Consider the following 23,541-nt stretch of genomic DNA (forward strand, 5'->3'; position numbering starts at 1 on the left):
GGGTTTTATGATGGGTCTCGTTTTCATGGAATGGCGAGCGTGATGTCCGATCTGACGGTTTCAAGGCACTTTGTTCAGGCCGCCCTGGTGGGCGCCGAAACGCTTGGTTTTGATACCCGAGAAATGCTCCGGGAGGCCGGTATTTCTCCGGATCTGCTGCGTATTGAGATGGCCAGGGTAAGCAGTGACCAGTTCAGCCATCTGATGCAGGTGCTGTGGAACCGGATGGGCGACGAGTTCATGGGGCTTGGCCCGAGACGGGCCCGGACCGGAACGTTTGCAACCATGTGCGCGCTGGTCATGGACTGCCCGAACCTGGAATCGGTGTACCGCCAGGCCTTCCGGTTTTCCCGTCTGTTTGAGCCCATGGTAGCGATGGAACTGGAAATCGGCGAGGACAAGGCGCAGTTGGTTACCCGGATTGAGGGCGAAATCCACGATCCCTGTTTTTTCCTGCGGGAGAGCATCCTGGTGATCTGGCATCGGCTCGGCAGCTGGCTGATCGGACAACCCATCGAGCTAGAGAAGGCCGAGTTTGATTATCCCCGGCCAGCGCATGGGGATGAATACCGGCATATTTTTCATTGCCCACTGGCATTCGAGTCGGATAAAACCGCCCTCACTTTCGACAAGCGCTTCCTGTCTGCCCCGGTAATCCGGGACAAGCCGGAAATGCGGCAGTTCCTGAAGACCTCTCCGGCAGACCTGCTATCCCGCCCAGACGAAAGTAACACCTTCACGGGACGCATCCGGGCACTGATCGGAAGGGATTTGTCGAAGCCGTTGCCGGACTTTGAATGGATTGCTGCGGAACTGCACACCAGCCCGCAAACACTGCGTCGCCGGCTGAAGCAGGAAAATACCTCGTTCCAGGAAATCAAGGATCTGTTGCGCCGGGATATGGCGATTTACTACCTGAGCCGACAGGAACTTCCCATTAACGACATCGCCGCCAAGGTCGGTTTCACCGAGCCATCAACCTTCCACCGTGCCTTCAAGAAGTGGACCGGGGTGACGCCCGGCGCATACCGGGAAGGCGAGCGCGGCAACCTCTCTGGTTGACTCAGGATCCCGAGGGGACCTGAAGCGAACGGATCAGTTGCCCCAGCGTCTCGGCGATTTCCTGGGCCCGTTCCCGGTTTTCCGCCAGTTGGAGCAGACGGGAGCCATCTCTGGGGTCGTAGACCCAACAGGTTGAGACCGCCGCTTCGCAACGCCATTCAACCCTGGGATTAATGCCAAAAACCGACATTTGCTCCGTACTGCGCAGTATCCGGCCATCCTCGGCCCGTCGAATTTCCTGAATCTGTATCTGATCTTCCTGAGTGCCGATGCGATACTCGACATCTGCCGGCCGGTCCAGCCGGACCACCGCCTGATCGCGACGCCAGCCGGCCAGCTCCAGCAGGCTGTTGATATGAAGCGTCAAAGCCTCGCGGTCTGAATCGGCGAGGTAAAGCTTGCGCAGGGACTCGATCCGGCCCTCTCCTGCCGGTTCAATGACGGCAACCTGCTCACTCTCACCGGCGTTCTGTGGTGCCAGAGCGTTCTGCTTGCGGGTCTTCTCAATTGAGGTAATCAGCTGCAGGGATTCCTGATAATGGGCTCCCTCAGTGCCAGCACGGCTTACATAGGTTTCCAGCGCCGACTGAGCCTCGTTCAGGTGGGTAGACTGCAACATAACCCGGCCCCGGTAAAAGAAATAGTCGGCCGGCTTTTCGCCTTCTAGCTGCTGCAACCGATTCAGATACTCGGCAGCCTCCCCCCAGTTCTCGGCAACAACGGCCTCTTCGGTGGCCAGCATGAGCCTGCGGGTTTCGTGTTCAGGCGCCAGCGCCAGCGCCGGCCCCGCCAGGAGCATGGAAGCCAGAACGGCTCCCAGGGCAAAACAGCGGCCTCTTCCAAATGATACTGCCATGGCATCTACTCCTGCTCGTTATCTGCGCCAATCGCCTGTTTCTCTGAATCAGGCAGGTCGTTATCCCCGGTATCCCGGAATTCATCATCATCGTCAACTTCAGCCTGATCCATGATCCCCTTGGGCAATTCTTTCTTGACCCGAACACCCAGCTCAACAAAGCGATTGGCCTGCGAGATCAGGTTACCCCGCCCGCGGGTCAGGGTGTTCATGGCCGAGTCGTAGGTTCCCTGGGCGGTATGCAACTGGGTGCCGAGGCGTTCCATCGCTTCCACGAACACCCTGAGTTTGTCATAAACCGCGCCTGCCCGCTCGGCGATTCGTCGGGCATTCTGGCTCTGACGCTCATAACGCCAGATGTTTTCGATTGTTCTCAATGTTGCCAACAAGGTTGTTGGAGTTACCACAATAATCTTTCGCTCAAAGGCTTCTGCGAAAAGGTTCTCGTCCTGTTGAAACGCCGCCACAAAGGCAGGCTCGATTGGCATGAACAAAAGCACGAAATCCGGCGAATGAAGGCCATGCAGTTGGCTGTAGTCCTTTTCACTCAACGTACGGATGTGATTTCGAACGGCCTCAACATGCTGTTTCAAAGCCTCTTCCCTGACCACGGAATCCTCGTCTTCCGTAACCCACTGCTGGTAAGCCACCAACGACACCTTGGAATCAATGATCAGGTTACGGTTGTCTGGCAGATGCACGATGACATCCGGCCGATACAGCTGATTATCGCTGTCCCGATAACTGCCCTGGGTGTCGTATTCAACCCCCTTACGGAGGCCGGACTTTTCCAGTACACGCTCGAGAATCAGCTCACCCCAGTTGCCCTGGATTTTCTTGTCACCCTTCAGTGCACGGGTCAGGTTGGCGGCTTCTTCCGTGATCTGTCGGTTCAGGTCCTGTAGTGATTTGATCTCACTGCGCAGGGCCTGACGGTCCCGGGTTTCATTGGTATACACGTCCTCGACGCGCTTTCGAAAGTCCTGCAGCTGATCCCTGAACGGATTAAGCAGGGTATCCAGGCTGGTTCGTGTCTGCTGGCTGAAACGCTCGCTCTTCTGCTCGAAAATCTTGTTGGCAAGGTTTTCAAACTCCTGCTTCAGGGCGTCACGGTTACGCTCAAGCAGCTCCAGCTTCTCACTGGCTGACCGGCGCTCCTTATCAATTGTCACTTCCTGCTCCCGGAGCGACATGCGGGCCTCACCCAGCGCTTCGGACAGCTCTTCCGCCTTTGCCCTCAGGGTCTGACGTTCGCTTTCCACCTGCGCAAAGCGCTCTTTCCGGCTCTCCAGCTCCGACTCAAGCCCGGCCAGTCGGTTCTCGAGGCTTGCGGCATGCTGCCTCCAATGTTCGACGTTCTGCTCAAGTCGACCATTCCTGCCCCAAAGCCCTTTCAGAACGACCAGAAGAATCAAAACAACCATCAGCGCCGCCATCAGATCAGGACGGGACAACATCTGTTCCATGATGGCTTCAGGCACCTGGCAATACTCCCATTAAAACTCTTTTCAGATGAATGATCGGTACGATTCTGCTTGAACACAGTCTAACCCACGCAGGGAACCTTTTGCCCGGCGCACCGTCAAGTTGACTGGTGCTGCCAGTAAGGACCACGACTGTTTGGCAATAATTCGAAGCCCGGGCATCTAGCTCTGGACGCCCAACGTAATATCGTCTAAAAGGGTAAAATGTTCACCCGCCAAGTGGTTATTACCCTTTGGTAACCGTATGACGGGCACGGACGGGATCAGAAATGGATAACAGATCATGCTGAAAGAATTGTGGCGAAAGCTGGGGGCGGAGTTTCTCCACGATGACGGCTCCAGTCAGGACAGCCAATCCGGATTGTTCGGTACAGGCGCATCTGGCAACAAGGAAGCATTCAGAATCCTGCCGCACATTACCCACACTGGCGAGTTTCACCTCGAGCGCCTCACCAGCCTGCTTAAAACCCGGTACGGAAAGAGTTTCGGGATGCCTTCCAGCAGTGCCGAAAGCGACGAGAACATCCGGGAGCTGATCAGTTTTGCCGCCCGAATTCAGGATCAGGATGTGCAGCGCGAACTGCTGCTTTTCTACCTCAATTGCTCCCCCGTGATTCAGGAATACCTGCGTGCTGAAACCGTGCTCGGTGAAGGACATTTCCTGTCACGGTAAACACTACTGCCCCTTAACCATCTGTAAATCAACCACACAGGTTGGATGTTGTATACTTCCATTCCGTTTTTATCCGGTTTCACATGCACAGACCGTCATCACCGTTCCCACTCGGGTATGACAGGCTGCCAGCTCAGGGGTTATTCATGGGTTTGAAATGTTTTCGGGCTGGACTGCCTAAACCTTCCTTCATCGCACTCGCAGGCATCCTCACACTGACGGGATGTTCGGCAGACCGTTATTTCATGGTTCCCAAAACAGACCTCAATGAGCTGCAGGGATCCGTCAAGAGCCAGCGTGCTACTCTGGTTACCATGGAAGAGAATGCAGCGACTCGACACGAGCAAGCCGTTGCCCAGACCCGCTCATCGACTCAAACCATACTGGACGCGATCGCCACCCAGGTAGAAAAGCCCGAATGTCCGCCCGTTCAGGTCCAGAAGCAGTGCCCCGCAACAGACAACTCAAAAGGCCGCGCTGATCGCCTGAAGGGGAAAGTCATTGTCGGCGAGGTAGAGAATTTCTACCTCGCGGGTCCCGGCTTGATCTACAAAGCTCGAATCGACAGCGGCGCCGAAACTTCCTCCATCGACGCACGCAACATCACGCGGTTTGAGCGGGATGGCAGCAACTGGGTGCGGTTTGATGTACCCGTTCCCGGCGCCGACAAGTTCGTGACCCTGGAGAAAGAAATTTCCCGTCGTGTCCGGGTTATCCAGGCCAGCGCGGACGAGGCTGAGCGCCGTGTTGTTGTCGAACTCCAGTTCTTTATTGGCGACCATCGGCAGGTAGCCGAGTTCACACTTGCCGACAGAACAAACCTGACCTACGAAGTTCTGATCGGCCGCAATATTCTGCGTGACGTAATGCTGGTCGATGTCGGCAAAGAGTACGCCACCGAATTGCCTGAATCCATCCGCAAAAGCAACGGGAACGAATCGTGACTACCCGCTCGCGCCTGCCGTTTTATATTGCCGTTTTTCTCCTCATCGCAGCGGGCATTTCGCTTGCTGTCTGGAGACACATTGAGCTTGGTATCCCCTGGCTGACAGGCGAGCAGCGTCCTGTCTGGATGGTCGAGGCCCGAATCGATTTTGACGCCGGCGACGGATCAGTGCTTGCCAGCCTCAACATACCCGAGCAACCTCCGGGATTCCGTATCCTTACCGAGCAGGCTGCATCACCTGGCTACGGCTTCTCTATCATCGACAGCTCGGGAAGCCGCCGGGCGGAATGGAGCAAGCGGGAAGTCTCCGGACCGCAGACACTGTATTTCAAAGCCCAGTTTATTCCGGATGCTAACGCCCAACCGGAAATTCCCGTGCGGGAACCGAAAACACCAAGGACCTTTTGGGAAGAACCCGAAGCCACAGCCGTTCAGGAAATACTGGACCAGGCCAGGGTCCGTTCGAGTACTCCAGAAAGCATGACCCGAGAGCTGATCCGGCTGATGCAGCCAGACACCCGCACCCAGAACACCACCCTGCTGGTCTCGGAAGAGAACTACCTGGACCTTCTGGTCGATATGCTCAACCATAGCGGTATCGCTGCCAGGATAGCCGACGGCCTCAGGCTTGAGGATGCGCGCCGGCGGCAACAGCTGATGCCCTATCTGCAAATCTACAATGGCAAACAGTGGCTCACCTTCAACCCGAAAACCGCTGAACAGGGCGTACCTGACGATCTGTTGCTCTGGCGCCAGGGCTCTGCTTCTTTGCTGGATGTCGTGGGCGGGGAAAACTCCGAAGTGAGCTTCTCCATGCTCCGGCAAACTGTTCCGGCCCTGCAACTGGCGACCATGGAATCCGCCTCCAACGGCCTCGGTTTCCTGAGCTTCTATGAGCTGCCCATTGAAGAACAAAGCATGTTCCGGATGCTGCTGTTGCTGCCACTCGGTGCACTCATGGTGGCCTTCATGCGGATCGTCATCGGCATCCGTACCTCTGGCACTTTCATGCCCGTGCTCATCGCCGTGGCCTTCGTCCAGACAACTCTGGTGCCCGGGCTGATTGCTTTCCTGTCGGTTGTCGCCATAGGTCTGCTCATGCGCGGTTATCTGTCCAGTCTCAACCTGTTGCTGGTGTCTCGAATATCCGCCCTGATCATTCTGGTTATTTTCATCACCGCGGGCTTGAGCATTATCGGTTACCAGATGGGATTCAACACTGGCATGACGGTCACTTTCTTCCCGATGGTTATCATTGCCTGGACGATTGAGCGCATGTCCATCCTCTGGGAGGAAGAAGGCGCCCACGAGGTCATGGTTCAGGGTGCCGGCAGCCTGTTCGTGGCCATCTGCGCCTATCTGCTGATGAGCGCGCCTCTGGCTGGCCATCTGACCTTCAACTTCCCGGAGCTGCACCTCGTGATCCTCGGGCTGATCCTGTTGATGGGCCAATACACCGGCTACAAGCTCAGCGAGCTTCGACGGTTCACGCCAATGAAGGCTTACGACTGATATGGACTGGATTTCACCGCGATCTCTCAAGAGGCTCGGGATGCTCAATATGAACCGGAGAAATGTCGACTACATTTCCCGGTACAATGAGCGCTCGTCGTACCCTCTGGTGGACAACAAGCTGAAGACCAAGCTGGTGGTTGCTGAATACGGGGTAAAAACGCCCAAGCTGCTTCAGATTGTCCGCCAACAGCATGAAATATCCCACTTCCGGGAGATGGCTGAAGACCTTGAAGGCTTTGCGATAAAACCGGCGAAGGGGTCGGGCGGCAAAGGCATTACGGTGATCACCGGGCGCGATGGTGATGATTACATCAAGGCTTCAGGTTCCCGTGTCGATTCTCCTTTCCTTGAGCGTCACTTGACCAATATTCTGGCCGGTCTCTACTCTCTTGCAGGCACTCCGGACGTTGCGATTGTCGAGAACCTGGTGGAATCCGCTCCTTCACTGGCAAAGTATTCGCATCAGGGTGTGCCCGACATCCGTATTGTGGTGTTCCAGGGTTACCCAGTGATGGCCATGCTGAGACTGGCTACAACCGCATCGGACGGTAAAGCCAATCTGCATCAGGGAGCTGTAGGCGTCGGTCTTGATATCGGGTCTGGTCGAAGTCTGAACGCAGTTCAGTTCAACCGTCCCATTACACTTCACCCGGATACCGGTCTTGCTCTGGAAAACATCCAGATTGAAGCCTGGGACGAGATGCTGGAAATGGCCTCTCGTTGCTACGAAGCGACCGGACTCGGCTACATGGGGGTTGATCTGGTGGTAGATGCCAACGAAGGGCCACTGTTGTTGGAACTTAACGCCAGACCCGGGCTGGCGATCCAGATGGCAAACGGTCGAGGGCTTCTGCCTCGCCTGAGGGCTATTGAGGCTCTCAAGCGGCCACACTTCACGCCACTGGAACGCTCTCGTTTCGCCATGGACACGTTCGCCAGTTTCTGAGCGCTAATCAGACATAAAAAAACCGGGGCCAGGGCCCCGGTTTTTTTATCTCAAAGCACTCTTAGGCGAGCTCACCTCTGGCAATCAGAAGTTTACGCTCGTGACTGAGGCCCTTCAAAAGTCCCCACGTCATGACCAGGAGAACGACCGTAAACGGCAGACCAGCACTGATCGCAGTCGCCTGGATTGCGCCGAGCGCATCCTCACCACCACCAAAGATCAGGGCTGCAGCAATGGCACCCTCTGCAACTACCCAGAACACACGCTGAGCGGTCGGAGCGTCGGTCTTGCCGCCGGCTGTGATGCTGTCGATAACCAGCGAGCCGGAATCCGAAGATGTTACGAAGAACACCAGCACCAGAATAATGCCCACGAATGACAGGATCCCGGTCAGCGGCAGATTCGCAAACATCTGGAAGGTCGCAAGTGAAACCTCAGTCAGACCGTTCTCAGCCAGTTCACCAACGCCCTGCTGAATCTGTTCGATAGCAGCACCACCGAAAGCACTCATCCAGACAACCGTGATAACGGTCGGAACGATCAGCACTGCAGTCACAAACTCACGAACGGTACGTCCCTTGGAAACACGGGCAATAAACATACCTACGAACGGTGACCAGGAAATCCACCAGGCCCAGTAGAATACAGTCCAACCCTGGAACCAGGCCTCATCTTCACGGCCAAACGGGTTACTGAGCTGCAACGCGTTGCCAACATAGTTGGAAGAAGTCACCCACAGGGTTTCCAGAATGGTCATGGTTGGACCGGCGAAGATAACGAACAACAGCAAGACGGCGGCTACGCCCATGTTGATGTTACTCAGGACCTTCACCCCTCCGTCGAGGCCCCTGAGCACTGAGATCAGCGCCAGTGCTGTAACCCCGACAATGATCGCCATCTGGACATTGATTCCAGCGCCGATGCCAAACAGGTAATTGAGGCCGGAAGCTGCCTGCTGCGCACCAAAACCGAGGGAGGTCGCAAGACCAAAGATGGTGGCTACAACCGCCAGAACATCGATAATGTGGCCAGGCCAGCCCCACACTTTATCTCTCAGCAGAGGGAAGAAAGCAGAGCGGATGGTCAGCGGCATGTTTTTGTTAAACGCAAAAAATGCCAGGGAGAGCGCTACGATTGCATAGATGCCCCAGGGGTGCAGACCCCAGTGGTACATAGTCGCGCCCATCGCAAGATTGCGGGCTTCATTCGTACCCGCCTCTACGTTCAGTGGTGTCTCATACCATCCTGTGTAGTAAGCCACCGGCTCGGCAACGGCCCAGAACATGAGACCAATACCCATGCCAGCCGCGAAAAGCATGCAGAACCACGAAATTGTGGAGAACTCAGGTTTGCAATCCTGGCCGCCTATACGGATCTTGCCCATTGGCAGGAAGATCAACGCCAGGCACACAACCACGAAAATATTGGCACTGATCAGGAAAAACCAGTCAAACGTCGCGATAATGTCCCACTTTGTTCCATCGAGAAGCTCCTTCGCTTCCCCTGGGAACATCAGGGTCCCTATCACGAACGCAACAACCAGTATTGCCGTAATCGGAAATACCGGTGCGTGAAGATCCAGCCCGAACGGTGTGATATTGTCCTGGCCGGCCACGTAGTCCGTCGAATATTCGTCTTTGACTACCTTGCCCACGTTTTGGAGCCTCCTGAGTTGATAATTCGTTTATTCAGAATCGGAGTTCAAACATTACAAGCGCGTTATCATAATGTTTTGAGTTCAAAACATCAAAACTACAATTATTGCCGCCGCCTTGATATTTATCATAGACCATGATCGACAACGGACCAGCCAAAGTCCGGACCAATCGCGGCAGAACTCCGCTTCGTAGGACTAAACTCTTCTTTATCCGGTGAGCGGGTCGAGCCGGTTTTGTGAGACAACCAGAGGATCCCATGGAAAAAACCAAGACCTTTCCGCTTCGCTATTCGGCCTACGCGCTCAGCATCATCGGCTTTATCGTCTCTTTTGGACTGGTCATGTTCGCAGGCGTAAGCTTGGCGTTTCCGCTGATCTTTGGTGCCTTCGCAGCCCTTGGCACCTACGACCTGCTGCAAAGACGGCACACGGTCAGCCGGAATTACCCGATCATGGCCAACTTCCGGTACCTGCTCGAATCCGTCGGGCCAGAAATCCGCCAGTATTTTATCCAGTCAGACACCGAGGAGCGTCCCTTCTCTCGGGAGCAACGCACAATCGTGTATCAGCGCGCGAAGAATGTCCTCGACAAGCGCCCTTTTGGCTCCCAACTCGGCATGTATGAGGAAGGATTCGAATGGATGAACCACTCCCTCGCCCCTGCCCGCCTGAGCGGAAGCGATTTCCGGATTCTGATCGGAAAAAACTGTGAAAAACCGTACAGCGCAAGTGTGTTCAATATTTCGGCCATGAGCTTCGGCTCACTCTCCGCCAACGCCATACTCAGCCTGAATACCGGTGCCAGAATGGGCGGTTTCTATCATGACACCGGAGAGGGCTCCATCTCCCGATACCACCGACAGCCAGGTGGCGATCTGGTCTGGGAGATCGGCTCAGGGTACTTCGGCTGTCGCCACAAAGACGGTTCGTTCAACGAAGATATGTTTCGGCAGAACGCCACGATTGAACAGGTCAAAATGATAGAACTCAAACTATCTCAGGGTGCAAAACCGGGCCACGGCGGAATTTTGCCGGGTGCAAAGGTGACTCCCGAGATCGCCGAAGCCCGGGGCGTTTCGGTGGGTGAGGATTGCGTTTCTCCCGCCAGTCATTCGGCGTTCTCAACCCCCATCGAGATGCTTGAGTTCATTGACCGTCTGCGTGAACTGTCTGGCGGCAAGCCCGTCGGCTTCAAGCTTGCCATTGGCCACCCCTGGGAGTGGTTCGCCATCGTCAAAGCCATGCTGGAAACCGGTCGAAAACCTGATTTCATCGTCGTCGACGGAGGTGAAGGCGGCACAGGAGCCGCTCCACTGGAGTTTATCAACCGCCTTGGCATGCCCATGACTGAGGCACTTCTGCTGGTTCACAACACACTGGTCGGCACCCATTTGCGGGAAGACATCGCCATTGGCGCAGCGGGCAAGATCACCTCGGCCTTCAACATAGCCCGAACCCTGGCCCTTGGTGCGGACTGGTGCAACGCGGCCCGTGGCTACATGTTCTCCCTGGGCTGCATACAGGCGCTCAGTTGCCACACAGGGCGTTGTCCGAGCGGCGTGGCCACCCAGGACCCCAGGCGCGGCAACAAGCTCGACGTGGAGCTCAAGAGCCAGCGGGTGTACAACTACCATAAGAATACTCTGGACGCGCTGCAAAACCTGCTTGAGGCTTCCGGGCTCAAGCATCCATCCGAGCTTGGTCCGGAACACGTTGTCCGGCGGGTGTCTAAAACCGAAGTTCACTCTTACATGGACCTTTTCCCGTTCCTTGAACCGGGGGCCCTGCTGGAGGGAAAAACAGACCTGACTGTGTTCGATAAGTACTGGGAATCAGCCCGGGCGGATACTTTCGAACCACCGGAATTCATCCTCAAACTTCGGGAGACCAAGCTACGCTAAAAATTGCGATCAAAATCGCCGTCGGATGTTTATTTTTTCCATGGGCTCGTGTAGACTTCGCTCCCGCTAAGCCACTGAGAATACTCTCAAGTTTCGATGTGGCAAAGAGCGAATCGGGGCGTAGCGCAGCTTGGTAGCGCACTTGCATGGGGTGCAAGGGGTCGTAGGTTCAAATCCTACCGTCCCGACCAGATTCCGACAAAAAGCCCGGGCCGAAAGGTCCGGGCTTTTTGTTATAGGCACTTACTCGGCAAACGAACCCGTAAATTCAATTTTGCCGCGCGCGAGACGCAACCTGCCCTTTCGCTCAAGCTCTTTGAGCAGCCTGCTTATCACCTCTCTCGCTGTGCCGAGCTCAATGGCAAGCTCCTGGTGGGTGATGGTGATTGCGCGGTGCCCGGCTCTTGCCTCAAGCCAGTGAAGAAGTCGTTCGTCCATTCGCCTGAACGCAACCTCCTCCACCAGCAGCATCAGATCGTTCAGGCGGCGACCGTAAGACTCCATTATGCCCAGCCGGAAATCGGCGGACTGGTCCATGAGCCGATCGAACAACCCCCTGGGCACCATCAACACTTTGGCATCCTCCTCAACCACGGCCTCTGCGCGAAAGCCGTCACCGGTCATCAGGCACCCGATCGAGAGCGTGCAAATGTCATCCGCGCCCATCCGGTACAGGACGATGCTATTCCCCGACAGCCCTGTCATCTGAACCTTTACACTGCCATGGAGCACCAGTGGAAGGCCCTGACACGGATCTCCCGCTCTAAAAAGCACCTTTCCATGCTCAAATTGAATCGCCTGCAGTCCGTTCAGAGCGTCCCGCCGAAGGGATTCCGGCAATGTTTCAAGAATGCTGTGTTGCAACGTCAGTTTTTCCATAGTTAACGAGACTAGCTTATCCAGTGCTTTTCCTTGTGTGACTTTATCACTGAACAGCCCGGGAGCAGGCGTTAGAGTGGCCTTACTGCCTCAAATCAACCAAGGAGAATGGATCATGAGCATCAATATGGGATCTGCGGACCGTATCATACGCGCCATTGTCGGCATTGTACTTCTGGCGCTCGTATTTGTGGGCCCACAAACCGCCTGGGGCTGGATTGGCATCGTTCCTCTGGCCACTGCCGCAGTGGGCAACTGCCCCGCCTATTCAATTCTGGGCATCAAGACCTGCAAGAAGCAATAAACCTGCAGGCATAAAAAAACCGGGGCAGCTTCTCGCTATCCCGTTTTTTCTTCAAAGCTTCGGAAGCATTATTTGACCGGCGCGTTGAGAACCTCGAGCACCTCTTCCAGCTCTGTAATCATCTGCCGGATCAGCTGCTTGTACTGGGAGGTATCGTCTTTCACCTCGTGACTGCTCAGCTTCTGCTTCGCGCCACCGATAGTGTAGCCCTGGTCATAGAGAAGGCTACGAATCTGGCGGATGGTAATAACGTCCGCCCGTTGATAGTACCGACGGTTGCCCCGACGCTTTACCGGCGACAGCTGCGGAAACTCCTGCTCCCAATACCGCAGGACGTGTGCTTTCACAGCACACAGCTCCGCTACTTCACCAATGGTGAAATAACGCTTCCCCGGAATGGTGGGAAGTTCGTTGTTATGACTGGGTTCCAGCATACGCTTCTACTTTTTGCTTTAGTTTTTGTCCCGGGCGAAACGTAACGACACGCCGTGCACTGATCGGAATCTCTTCACCGGTTTTCGGGTTCCGTCCCGGCCGCTGCTTCTTGTCCCGCAGATCGAAGTTACCGAAACCCGACAGCTTCACCTGCTCGTTGTGGCTGAGAGCGCCTCTGATCTCATCGAAAAAAGCTTCTACCATTTCCTTGGCTTCGCGTTTGTTCAGGCCCAATTCCTCGTACAACCGCTCCGCCATTTCCGCTTTCGTCAAAGCCGCCATCTCTCAACTCCTCAGTGTTGCCCCCAGCTCTTCTTTCAATGCGTCGATCACACCGTTGAAGAGCGAATGCACTTCATCCTCGTTCAATGTACGTTCGGGGTGCTGCCAGAACAGACTCAGAGCCAGGCTTCGGTTACCCTCACCCAGACTCTCGCCCTCATAGACATCGAACGCACGCAACGCTGTCAGCTGCTCGCCGGCATGCTTTCTCGCTACACGCTCCACATCGGCGAACGCTACCTCGCTTCCGATAATAATAGCCAAATCCCGACGAACTTCCGGGAATTTTGAAATTTCTTTGAAATTAGGCACATATCCGGTAACGATTGAATTCAAGAATAGCTCAAACATCAGGATCGTGCCATTAAGTTCAAGATTTTTCTGAACTTGTGGATGCAGAGTCCCCAGCCAGCCCACGTGCTCGCCGTCGCGCATGAGTTCTGCAGTCTGTCCCGGGTGCAGCGCAGGATGCTGGCTGCCAACAAAATGGATCTCAATGCCCAGCAGACTGAACAGACTCTCCAAATCCCCTTTTACATCAAAGAAATCCGCGGTTCTGCGACCGTTTGCCCAGTTTTCAGGATACTGGCTGCCAACCACCACACCGGCCAACATCGGTTGTTGATCAATCCGCTCGCCCTCCTGGAGGAAGCGCAGACCGGTTTCGAACAGACGTATGCGCGGCTGCTGGCGATTCTGGTTATGGGCCACGGTTTTCAACAAGCCACTCCAGAGGCTGGTACGCATCACCGACAGATCCGAAGAAATCGGATTGGCCAGCGCGATGCCCTGACGATCGGGGTCCACCAGTTGCTGAACCTTAGGATCGACAAAGCTGTAGGTCACCGCCTCCTGGTACCCATGATCCACAAAGAAGTTGCGGATGGCCGATACCGGGCGAACAGCTTCCTGCTCCGGGCGCAGACCGAGTGAGCCCGTAGGCTCGGTTACAGGCAGATTGTTGTAGCCATAAATCCGCCCCACTTCCTCAATCAGGTCTTCTTCAATGGAGATGTCCGGGCGGAAGCTGGGCACACTGACCCGCCAACCGTTTTTCAGGAGCTTCTCGACCCGCAGACCAAGTCGGGTCAGGATCTCCTCGACGGTGGTGCGATCAATTTCCATACCCAGAACATCGTTAAGCCGGCGGGATCGCAGGTCGACAACCCGATCCTCGGGAATATCCTCATCGCTGGCAACTTCGACGATTTCGCCAGGCTCACCACCAACGATGTCCATCAGCAACCGGGTGGCCCGCTCCATCGCATCCCGCGCCAACTTGTAGTCAACACCTCGCTCGAACCGGTGCGATGCGTCAGTGTGCAAACCATAGTGACGAGCCTTGCCCGCCAGCGTAATCGGATCGAAGTAAGCGGATTCCAGCACCAGGTCCCGCGTTTTCGGACTGACTCCGGAATGCTCACCGCCCATGACACCGGCAATGGCAATCGGCTTCTCATGATCCGCGATCACCAGCGTTCCCTGGGTGAGCTCGACCTCCTGACCATCCAGCAGAACGAGCTTTTCACCAATTCGCGCCATGCGGACAACGATCCCGCCCTGGATTTCGTCACGATCGAAGGCGTGCATGGGCTGGCCTAGTTCCAGCATGACGTAGTTGGTGACATCCACGGCGGCATCAATGGAGCGAATACCTGAACGGCGAAGCTTTTCCTGCATCCACAGGGGCGATTCCGCCTGCAGGTTCACATTGCGCAGAATACGGCCAAGGTACCGCGGGCAGCCTGCCGGCGCCTCCACCCGGATATCAGGCACTTCAGAGTGCACCGATTCCACGGGCTCGATTGCCGGGCTGTTGACCAGCATGCTGTTCAGAACACCCACTTCACGGGCGATACCCTTGATAGACAGGCAATCGGCGCGATTCGGAGTCAGATCCACATCAATGGTGACATCGTTCAGCTTCAGGTAATCGGCCACGTCCTGCCCCACCGGTGCGTCCGCCGGGAGCTCCATCAGGCCATCGTGATTATCGGAGAGCCCAAGCTCTGACTCGGAACAAAGCATGCCCTCAGAAGGCTGACCGCGAAGCTTGGCCTTCTTGATTTTGAAATCACCGGGCAGAACCGCCCCCACCACGGCAAAAGGAACCTTCATACCTTCACGGACATTGGGAGCGCCACAGACCACCTGAACCTCGGAGGCACCATCACTGACCTGGCAAACCCGCAGCTTGTCTGCATCAGGATGTGGCCCTACTGACTGAACTTCTCCAACGACCACGCCGCTGAATTGACCGGCCACCGGCTCGAAACCGTCCACTTCCAGACCTGCCATGGTGATCTGGTCCATTAATTCCTGGGTATCGATTTGCGGGTTAACCCACTCGCGCAGCCACTGTTCACTGAATTTCATGGTTATTGCCTTGTCCTGATGCGGTTATGCCTGTTTGATTGGATGCCGTGATCTTGCCGGTTAACGGAACTGGCGCAGGAAGCGCAGATCATTTTCGAAAAACATACGCAGATCGTTCACGCCGTAGCGAAGCATGGCCAGGCGCTCTACCCCCAGACCGAATGCGAAGCCACGGTATTCCTCGGCATCGATTCCGCAATATTCAAACACCTTGGGATGCACCATTCCGCAACCCATGACTTCAAGCCACTTGATGCTGCCATCGGCTTCCCGACCCCATTCAATGTCCACTTCTGCGGAGGGCTCCGTAAACGGGAAATAGGAGGGCCGAAAGCGGACCTGAAGGTCCCGCTCAAAGAACACTCGCAGGAATTCTTCAACAGTACTTTTGAGATCCGCGAAGCTGACATTTTTCTCGACCAGCAACCCCTCCACCTGGTGGAACATGGGGGTGTGCGTCATATCCGAATCACAGCGGTAAACCCGGCCCGGGCAGATCATCCGGAATGGTGGCTTGCCCGCTTCCATGGTTCGAATCTGTACCGGCGAAGTGTGAGTTCGCAGCAGGGTGCCCGGGTTAAAATAGAACGTATCGTGCATCGCGCGAGCAGGGTGATGGCCAGGGATGTTGAGGGCCTCGAAGTTGTGGTAATCGTCTTCGATCTCGGGCCCCTGCTCGACGGTATAGCCGGCCCGGGCGAAGAAATGCTCGATCCGCTGGAGGGTGCGGGTAACCGGGTGCAATCCACCCAGGTCCTGACCACGGCCAGGCAGAGTCACATCAATGGATTCACTGGCAAGTTTCTGCTCGATGGCGGCACGTTCAAGATCGCTTCGCCGGGCATTGATGGCTTCTTCGACCTGCCCCTTGGCTTCATTGATTTTCTGGCCGGCGGCAGGGCGCTCCTCAGCAGAAAGCTTGCCCAGAGTTTTCGCCTGCTGGGTAATCACACCCTTCTTGCCAAGATACTCAACACGAATTTGATCAAGTGCCTGCAGGCTGTCGGCGCTATCAACTGCTGCCAGCCCGTCCTGAACCAGTTGCTCCAGGTTTTCCATTGACCCTGCTCCAAACCAGAAATGGAAGTGCTTAAAAACGTAACTTCAAAAACAAAAATAGGGGAAGAGCGTGCCCTTCCCCTATCAGGAGGCGCCGTCATGAAATCATGAGACGCCCATATCGATCAGCAATCGATGAAAGAGCTAAGCGATCACAGGGACGCTTTGGCCTTCTCAACAACAGCGGCAAACGCCTGCTGCTCGTTCATGGCCAGATCGGCCAGAACCTTACGATCGATTTCAACGTTAGCCTTTTTCAGACCAGCGATCAGACGGCTGTAAGACAGACCGTTAGCGCGGGCACCAGCATTGATACGGGCAATCCACAGAGCGCGGAAAGCACGCTTGCGGTTACGACGGTCACGGTAGGCGTACTGACCGGCCTTGATAACCGCTTGCTTGGCTACACGGAATACCCGGCTACGAGCGCCGTAGTAACCTTTGGCCTGATTGAGAATCTTTTTGTGACGACGGCGTGCGACCACACCACGTTTTACACGAGCCATACTTTAATCCTTCTACCTGTACTTTCTAAGGAATGATACTCGCGGCTGGATCAGCACGCGGTCATACGCTTGATAGATGCAACATCCGACTTGGCGATGAGCTTGGTGCCGCGCAGCTGACGCTTACGCTTCGGGCTCTTCTTGGTCAGGATGTGACTGGTGAAGGACTGCTTGTGCTTGAAGCCGGTGGCGGTTTTCTTGAACCGCTTGGTGGCTCCGCTTTTGGTTTTCATCTTAGGCATTTTTTAAAACTCCGCATTCTATTTTTAAATAAACAATAATGTGCCCCTGAACGACAAATCCCCCGCATGCGCGGGGGACAAGCACCCGATCAGGTTCACTTCTTCTTGCGGGGCGCCACAACCATGGTCATCTGCCGGCCTTCCATTTTCGGCCGCATCTCTACCTGGGCAAGCTCTTCAATATCTGCTTCTATGCGCTGCATGAGCTGCATACCAATTTCCTGGTGTGCCATCTCACGGCCACGGAAGCGGATAGTGATTTTGCCGCGGTCCCCGTTTTCAAGGAAACGTACCAGGTTGCGTAGTTTGACCTGATAATCCCCTTCTTCAGTTCCTGGACGGAACTTAAGCTCTTTGACCTGCGTCTGCTTCTGCTTTTTCTTGGCAGCCGCCTTGGCCTTCTTCTCGTCGAAGATTTTCTTGCCGTAGTCCATTATCTTACAGACGATCGGATCGGAATCCGTAACCTGGACCAGGTCAAGAGATGCCTCTTCTGCTTGCTTGAGAGCATCCTCTATTGGTACTACACCGACCTGATTGCCTTCTGCGTCAATCAGTCGGACTTCGGTTGCGTCAATATTCTCATTGATAGGCGCCTTTGGTGTGCGCCCACCCCGATTCGCTCGCTGTTTAATAATCAGATCTCCGTCTTTGTTTTGCCCTTGCGTTCAACATCTTCACTTAAGAATTGCTCAAACGCTTCAAGCGATAAAGTTCCCAAATCTTCGCCCTTGCGGGTTCTCACCGCAACGGCGTTGTTGTCGACTTCTTTGTCACCGACAACGACAAGGTAGGGAACCTTGTTAAGAGTATGCTCGCGGATTTTAAAGCCGATCTTCTCGTTTCTCAAGTCAGCATTAACCCTATAGCCCAAAGAATCCCACTTTTTCGCCAGATTCTGACAATAATCACGCTGATTATCGGTGATATTGAGGATAGCCACCTGAGTCGGCGCCAGCCAGGTCGGGAATGCACCTTCGTATTCCTCGATCAGGATACCAATAAAACGTTCAAAGGATCCCAATACCGCCCTGTGCAGCATGACCGGGGTCTTCCGCTCGGAATTATCGGCAACATACTGCGCACCCAGACGACCCGGCATCGAGAAGTCCACCTGAATAGTGCCACACTGCCATACCCGTCCGATACAGTCTTTCAGCGAGAACTCGATTTTGGGTCCGTAGAAGGCGCCTTCGCCTGGCAGCAATTCCCAGTCTACCCCTTCGCGATTCAACGCTTCTTCCAGGGCGGCTTCCGCCTTGTCCCAGACCTCATCGGAGCCAACCCGTTTTTCCGGACGGGTTGAGAGCTTGTACAGGATTTCGGTAAACCCGAAGTCTGTGTAGATCTCGTGCAGCATTTCAATAAATGCCGAGACTTCCTGCTGAATAGAATCTTCTTCGCAGAAAATGTGGGCATCGTCCTGGGTAAAGCCCCGAACACGCATCAGTCCATGCAGCGCCCCGGAGGCCTCGTTCCGGTGGCAGGAGCCGAATTCCGCCAGTCTCAGGGGCAGATCCTTGTAGCTTTTCAGACCCTGGTTGAAGACCTGCACGTGGCAGGGACAGTTCATGGGCTTGATGGCGTAGTCGTGCTTCTCCGACTCGGTGGTGAACATGTCGTCCTTGAACTTGTCCCAGTGCCCTGACTTCTCCCACAGGGTCCGTGACACCACCTGTGGTGTCTTGATCTCCTTGTAGCCATGCTCCTGCTGCTTGCGGCGCATGTATTGCTCAACTTCCTGATACAGCGACCAGCCATCCGGGTGCCAGAAAACCATGCCCGGTGCTTCTTCCTGCATATGGAACAAGCCAAGCTTCTTGCCGACCTTCCGGTGATCCCGCTTCTCGGCCTCTTCCAGACGGTGCAAATAGGCTTTGAGATCTTTCTTGTTACCCCAGGCGGTTCCGTACACGCGCTGAAGCTGCTCATTGCTGGTGTCGCCACGCCAATACGCGCCGGCCACCTTGGTCAGTTTGAAGGCCTTCAGCTTGCCGGTGCTGGGAACGTGGGGACCGCGGCACAGGTCGATAAAATCGCCCTGGCTGTAAAATGAAAGGTCCTCATCGCCGGGAATGTCCTGAATGATACGGACCTTGTATTCTTCGCCCATATCCTCAAAGAGCTTGATCGCCTCATCGCGGGACATGATGGAGCGAGAAACCGGCAAGTCCTGTTTGGAGAGCTCTTCCATCCGCTTCTCGATCCGCGCCAGATCCTCATTGGTGAACGGGCGGTCGTACTTGAAGTCGTAGTAGAAGCCATTGTCGATAACCGGGCCAATGGTGACCTGGGCTCCTGGAAACAGTTCCTGGACAGCCATGGCCATCAAGTGCGCCGTAGAATGGCGAATGATATCAACGCCGTCTTCATCACGCTCGGTGACGATTGCCAGCTCGGCATCGTTTTCGATGCGATAACTGGTGTCCACGAGCTGGCCATCCACCTTTCCGGCAAGGGCGGCTTTGGCAAGGCCAGCGCCGATATCGGCGGCGACATCATGAACGGTTACGGGTTCGGCAAAACTGCGATGGCTACCATCGGGCAGGGTTACGACGGGCATGAAAGGCTCCTGTTGGTTACTCAGCGGTGATCTATACCAGAGACCACATGGTGACGGCACGGCGCGATACAAACCGCGGGCCGCTTCGAGGCGAAGTCTAACAGAAAAAAACCCGGCAGGTTAATGCCGGGTTTGCACGGACAGGTGTGGCGTCAGGCTGGCTGGCCGGCGGCTTCCTCCCTGGCCCGCCGACGCAACTGACCAAACGCCAGAAGGCCGAGTAACACCAGAGCAGGAATGAACATCAGCTCTTTTGGCGGCCGTTCCAGGTCAACCTGCACGGCATCGATGGTCCAGCCAAACTGGATGCCAGCATCCTCCGCCGGGCTACCGAAACCAACGAAGTCTACCGCCATCTTTTCGCCATCCGGGCTGAGTTCAAGGCCGGCGTCCATCAGACGTTGCTCGGGCGTGTCGCCAGCGGGAATCTCAAGCCGCACATAGGTGGTCACCTCGTCGCCGTCAATCGTCATCCCGGAAGCCTTCAGGACAATCGGTTTGTCTGCTGGCACATCCTCAACATACTCCATGATCTCGGCGCCGGGCCGATCTGCCGTGGGCGGGTAAACCATATCCCACCAGAAGCCGGGCCGGAACATGGTGAACGTAATCAGCAGCAATAACAGCGATTCCCACTTATAGCTCTTGGTAAACCAGAACCCCTGCGTGGCCGCGGAAAAGACCAGCATCGCAGTGACTGCACTGAAGATCGTAACCAGCAGGTCAAACCATCCGGTCAACCCAATGAGCAACAACTGGGTATTGAAAATAAACATGAACGGGAGGATCGCCGTACGGATGTCGTAGGTGAAGCCCTGGATACCCGTTCGTATGGGATCGGCGCCGGATATGGCAGCGGCGGCATAAGCCGCCAACCCCACGGGCGGCGTATCGTCCGCCAGAATGCCAAAGTAGAACACAAACAGATGCACCGCAATCAGCGGCACGATCAGCCCATTCTGGGCGCCCAGAGTGACGATTACCGGCGCCATCAGCGTGGACACAACGATGTAGTTGGCAGTGGTCGGCAAACCCATGCCGAGGATCAGGCTGATAATGGCCGTGAAGATCAGCATCAGCAGCAGGTTGCCGCCAGACAGGAACTCGACAAATTCGGTCATCACCAGGCCAATACCGGTCAGGGTAACCGTACCCACCACGATACCGGCGGTGGCAGTTGCCACGCCAATACCCACCATGTTTCGGGCACCGGTGGCGAGCGAATGCGCAAGATCAAACACGCCATCCTTGAACGCAGTGAGGAAGTTGCCGTGCTTGTAGAAAAAGGCCTTCAACGGTCGCTGTGTAACAACAATGAAAATCATGAACAGCGTGGCCCAGAACGCCGACAGCTGTGGCGAGAAACGCTCAACAGTAAGGCACCAGACCAGCACTACAACGGGCAGAAGAAAGTACAGCCCGGTCTTTACAGTTGGGCCAACCGGCGGCAATTCGCCCATGTCCTTATCCGGATCGTCTTCCTCGAGTTCCGGAAATCGGGTGGCATAGCCAACCAGGCCGATATAGATCAGCACCAGCAAAGGTGCCAACACCCACATCGCCGCTTCACCGAAAAGCGTTTTCGTCCAGCCGATCCCGTAATACACCACCAGGGTCAGCACACTCAGGCCGATGAGGATAACGACCCAATTCAGCATCCGCTGGGCAAGAGTCGGCTTGTTGAGACGCTCAATGCCCTGCATGTTCAGCTTGCAGGCCTCAAGGTGCACGATATAAATCAGTGCCACATAGGAAATCATCGCAGGGAGGATGGCGTGCTTGATGACCTCCAGGTAGGAGATACCCACATATTCGACCATCAGGAAAGCGGCCGCGCCCATGATGGGAGGTGTCAGCTGGCCGTTGGTTGATGCGGCCACTTCCACTGCGCCGGCCTTGGTAGCCGGAAAACCAACCCGCTTCATCAGCGGAATGGTGAACGTGCCGGTAGTGACGACGTTGGCAATAGACGAACCGGAAATAACGCCGCTTAAACCACTGGAAACCACCGCAGCTTTGGCGGGACCACCACGCATATGCCCCAACATGGCATAGGCGACTTTAATAAAGTAATTACCGGCGCCTGCTCTCTCAAGCAGCGCGCCAAACAACACGAACAGAAAGACGAAGCTCGTGGAAACCCCAAGTGCAACGCCAAACACGCCCTCAGTGCCCAACCACTGGTGCGACGCCAGCTTACTGAGGCTCACGCCTTTATGGGCAATCACATCCGGCATATAGGGGCCGGCAATCGAGTATGTGATGAAGACCGCAGCAACGATAGTCAGCGGGAGCCCGAGCGACCTACGCGTGGCTTCCAGCAAAAGCACGAGACCGATAAGCGCAACCCACAGATCCTGGGTGATCGGCGCGCCGGGCCGCGTTGAAAGCTCTTCGTAAAAAACGTAGAGGTATGAGGCGCAGAAAGCGGCAACAAGCGCCAGAATCCAGTCATAGATGGGGACGATATTTACATGCCGCCCCTTGATCATCGGGAAGGCAGAAAACGCCAGGAAAACGGCAAACGCAAGATGGATCGAGCGCGCTTCCGTGGAATTAAAGATTGCGAAATTGAAGATATAGGGCAGCGGTGACGCAATCCAGAGCTGAAACAACGACCACACCAGGGGAACGATAAAAAGAATAACCGCAGCATATCCGCTGGTCGCCCTGCCCCCGGTTTCAGTCTGCAGGATCTGGTCTACATTACTGCTACCACCAGCACCAGCTCCGTTAGCCGGATCGCTCGTCGCCATAAATTAGTCCCGTACGTAAAAATCAATCTCTGAAAGGGCGTCACAGCGGGCTTGAGCCCGCTGTGACGGAGTGCAGGCAGATCAGTCGATCAGACCAGCTTCTTTGTAGTACTTGGCAGCACCCGGGTGCAGAGGCGCACTCAGGGCATCAGAGACCATTTCTTCCTTGTTCAGGTTGGCAAATGCAGGATGCAGGCGCTTGAAGCTGTCGAAGTTCTCGAAAACAGCCTTCACAACCGCGTAAACAACGTCATCGGGCACATCAGTGGATGACACAAAGGTTGCCGCAACGCCGAAGGTGGTAACGTCATCGTCACTGCCACGATACATACCACCAGGGATGACTGCCTTACGATAGTACGGGTTTTCGTCGATCAGCTTCTGTGTGGCAGCGTTATCAACGTTAACCAGTACACTGTCACAGGAGGTGGTCGCTTCCTTGATTGCACCAGAGGGGTGGCCAACCGTGTAGAAGAAGGCATCAATGTTACCGTCACACAGGGCCTGGGACTGCTCCGCGGCCTTGATTTCGGCAGCCAGTGAGAACTTGTCCAGCGTCCAGCCCATCTCATCCATCAGGACTTCAGCAGTGGCGCGCTGCCCTGAACCGGGGTTGCCGACAGATACCCGCTTGCCTTCCAGGTCTTCAAAGGTTTTGATGCCTGAGCCCTTGCTGGCAACAACGGTGAACGGCTCCGGATGCAGGGAAAACACCGCCCGAAGGTCCTTGTTCGCGCCATCGTCCTTGAACTGGCTGGTGCCGTTGTACGCGTGGTACTGCCAGTCGGACTGGGCTACGGCCAGATCGAGTTCGCCCTGGCGAATCGCATTCAGGTTGTATACGGAACCACCGGTACTCTCAACGGAGCAGCGGATTCCATGCTCTTTACGGTCCATGTTCACCAGACGACAGATCGCACCGCCGGCCGGATAGTAAACACCGGTTACACCGCCGGTACCGATGGTCACGAAACGCTGCTCCTGCGCGGAAACAGAGGTTGAAGCAGCACCCAGGCTGACTGCGGCAGCGACAGCAAATGCGGAGGCTTTCAGTTTCAGTGTCATGTGAGTTCTTCCTTTTTCTGCTCGTTGTAATTAG

21 protein-coding genes and 1 tRNA gene are annotated in these 23,541 nt (G+C 55.6%); 8 read left to right on the forward strand and 14 right to left on the reverse strand.

Going from position 1 to position 23,541, the window contains the following annotated elements; translation table 11 throughout:
* The first annotated feature begins 42 nt into the window (after positions 1-42).
* Complete coding sequence (locus AC13E3_RS09190) at positions 43-1,062, forward strand: AraC family transcriptional regulator (RefSeq protein WP_482901933.1); 1,020 nt, start codon at positions 43-45, stop codon at positions 1,060-1,062.
* Position 1,063: 1 nt separating this feature from the next.
* On the opposite strand, the gene AC13E3_RS09195 is transcribed toward AC13E3_RS09190, so the two are convergent.
* Together AC13E3_RS09195 and AC13E3_RS09200 are read right to left on the reverse strand one after the other, a co-directional pair.
* Positions 1,064-1,918, reverse strand: coding sequence for a hypothetical protein (locus AC13E3_RS09195; RefSeq protein ID WP_482901934.1), 855 nt, complete (start codon positions 1,916-1,918; stop codon positions 1,064-1,066).
* A 5-nt stretch (positions 1,919-1,923) separates the two neighbouring features.
* Positions 1,924-3,399, reverse strand: coding sequence for a DNA recombination protein RmuC (locus AC13E3_RS09200; protein WP_482901935.1), 1,476 nt, complete (start codon positions 3,397-3,399; stop codon positions 1,924-1,926).
* 286 nt (positions 3,400-3,685) lie between these two features.
* Between AC13E3_RS09200 and AC13E3_RS09205 the strand changes: the two genes are divergently transcribed.
* The 4 genes from AC13E3_RS09205 (at position 3,686) to AC13E3_RS09220 (ending at position 7,482) form a co-directional block, all read left to right on the forward strand.
* Positions 3,686-4,075 (forward strand): hypothetical protein, encoded by a 390-nt coding sequence (locus tag AC13E3_RS09205; RefSeq protein ID WP_014576600.1) that lies wholly within the window; start codon positions 3,686-3,688, stop codon positions 4,073-4,075.
* A 245-nt stretch (positions 4,076-4,320) separates the two neighbouring features.
* Positions 4,321-5,019, forward strand: coding sequence for an ATP-dependent zinc protease family protein (locus AC13E3_RS09210; protein WP_014576599.1), 699 nt, complete (start codon positions 4,321-4,323; stop codon positions 5,017-5,019).
* Entirely contained in the window at positions 5,016-6,533 is a 1,518-nt protein-coding gene (locus tag AC13E3_RS09215; RefSeq protein WP_405418987.1) for an inactive transglutaminase family protein, read from the forward strand. The genes AC13E3_RS09210 and AC13E3_RS09215 overlap by 4 nt, the downstream gene beginning before the upstream one ends.
* A 1-nt stretch (position 6,534) precedes the next feature.
* Positions 6,535-7,482 (forward strand): alpha-L-glutamate ligase-like protein, encoded by a 948-nt coding sequence (locus AC13E3_RS09220; protein ID WP_092031564.1) that lies wholly within the window; start codon positions 6,535-6,537, stop codon positions 7,480-7,482.
* Between the two features lie 61 nt (positions 7,483-7,543).
* Here the strand turns inward: AC13E3_RS09220 and AC13E3_RS09225 are convergent, their stop codons facing one another.
* Positions 7,544-9,136, reverse strand: a complete 1,593-nt coding sequence (locus tag AC13E3_RS09225; RefSeq protein ID WP_482901936.1) for a BCCT family transporter — start codon at positions 9,134-9,136, stop codon at positions 7,544-7,546.
* 260 nt (positions 9,137-9,396) lie between these two features.
* On the opposite strand from AC13E3_RS09225, the gene AC13E3_RS09230 reads away from it, so the two are divergent.
* Positions 9,397-11,040, forward strand: a complete 1,644-nt coding sequence (locus tag AC13E3_RS09230) for an FMN-binding glutamate synthase family protein (RefSeq protein ID WP_053114814.1) — start codon at positions 9,397-9,399, stop codon at positions 11,038-11,040.
* Between the two features lie 114 nt (positions 11,041-11,154).
* Positions 11,155-11,231, forward strand: a tRNA-Pro gene (locus AC13E3_RS09235).
* Between the two features lie 52 nt (positions 11,232-11,283).
* Here AC13E3_RS09235 and AC13E3_RS09240 read toward each other — a convergent pair.
* Positions 11,284-11,919 (reverse strand): Crp/Fnr family transcriptional regulator, encoded by a 636-nt coding sequence (locus tag AC13E3_RS09240; protein WP_053114791.1) that lies wholly within the window; start codon positions 11,917-11,919, stop codon positions 11,284-11,286.
* A gap of 115 nt (positions 11,920-12,034) precedes the next feature.
* Here AC13E3_RS09240 and AC13E3_RS09245 point away from each other — a divergent pair, with 115 nt between their 5' ends.
* Positions 12,035-12,223 (forward strand): YgaP family membrane protein, encoded by a 189-nt coding sequence (locus tag AC13E3_RS09245; protein WP_053114790.1) that lies wholly within the window; start codon positions 12,035-12,037, stop codon positions 12,221-12,223.
* Positions 12,224-12,291: 68 nt separating this feature from the next.
* On the opposite strand, the gene AC13E3_RS09250 is transcribed toward AC13E3_RS09245, so the two are convergent.
* From AC13E3_RS09250 to AC13E3_RS09295, 10 genes are all read right to left on the reverse strand, one after another.
* Positions 12,292-12,657, reverse strand: coding sequence for a MerR family transcriptional regulator (locus tag AC13E3_RS09250; protein ID WP_008170477.1), 366 nt, complete (start codon positions 12,655-12,657; stop codon positions 12,292-12,294).
* Positions 12,638-12,940 carry an integration host factor subunit alpha gene (ihfA, locus tag AC13E3_RS09255; RefSeq protein WP_007151838.1) on the reverse strand — a complete coding sequence of 101 codons (303 nt, stop codon included), beginning with the start codon at positions 12,938-12,940 and terminating at the stop codon, positions 12,638-12,640. The genes AC13E3_RS09250 and ihfA overlap by 20 nt, the downstream gene beginning before the upstream one ends.
* A gap of 3 nt (positions 12,941-12,943) precedes the next feature.
* A complete protein-coding gene (pheT, locus tag AC13E3_RS09260; protein WP_482901937.1) occupies positions 12,944-15,316 on the reverse strand; it encodes a phenylalanine--tRNA ligase subunit beta in 2,373 nt (790 codons plus the stop codon).
* Between the two features lie 60 nt (positions 15,317-15,376).
* Entirely contained in the window at positions 15,377-16,375 is a 999-nt protein-coding gene (gene pheS, locus AC13E3_RS09265; RefSeq protein WP_008170484.1) for a phenylalanine--tRNA ligase subunit alpha, read from the reverse strand.
* A 152-nt stretch (positions 16,376-16,527) separates the two neighbouring features.
* Positions 16,528-16,881, reverse strand: a complete 354-nt coding sequence (gene rplT / locus AC13E3_RS09270) for a 50S ribosomal protein L20 (protein ID WP_008170485.1) — start codon at positions 16,879-16,881, stop codon at positions 16,528-16,530.
* 50 nt (positions 16,882-16,931) lie between these two features.
* Complete coding sequence (gene rpmI, locus AC13E3_RS09275) at positions 16,932-17,123, reverse strand: 50S ribosomal protein L35 (RefSeq protein WP_007151842.1); 192 nt, start codon at positions 17,121-17,123, stop codon at positions 16,932-16,934.
* A 95-nt stretch (positions 17,124-17,218) separates the two neighbouring features.
* Positions 17,219-17,764 (reverse strand): translation initiation factor IF-3, encoded by a 546-nt coding sequence (infC, locus tag AC13E3_RS09280; RefSeq protein ID WP_075267677.1) that lies wholly within the window; start codon positions 17,762-17,764, stop codon positions 17,219-17,221.
* Entirely contained in the window at positions 17,761-19,686 is a 1,926-nt protein-coding gene (gene thrS, locus AC13E3_RS09285; RefSeq protein WP_008170491.1) for a threonine--tRNA ligase, read from the reverse strand. The genes infC and thrS overlap by 4 nt, the downstream gene beginning before the upstream one ends.
* Before the next feature lie 152 nt (positions 19,687-19,838).
* Positions 19,839-22,442, reverse strand: a complete 2,604-nt coding sequence (locus tag AC13E3_RS09290; protein ID WP_008170492.1) for a TRAP transporter permease — start codon at positions 22,440-22,442, stop codon at positions 19,839-19,841.
* A gap of 81 nt (positions 22,443-22,523) precedes the next feature.
* Positions 22,524-23,507 carry a TAXI family TRAP transporter solute-binding subunit gene (locus AC13E3_RS09295; RefSeq protein ID WP_008170494.1) on the reverse strand — a complete coding sequence of 328 codons (984 nt, stop codon included), beginning with the start codon at positions 23,505-23,507 and terminating at the stop codon, positions 22,524-22,526.
* Between the last annotated feature and the right edge of the window lie 34 nt (positions 23,508-23,541).

This window comes from Marinobacter sp. L-80, assembly GCF_056859395.1.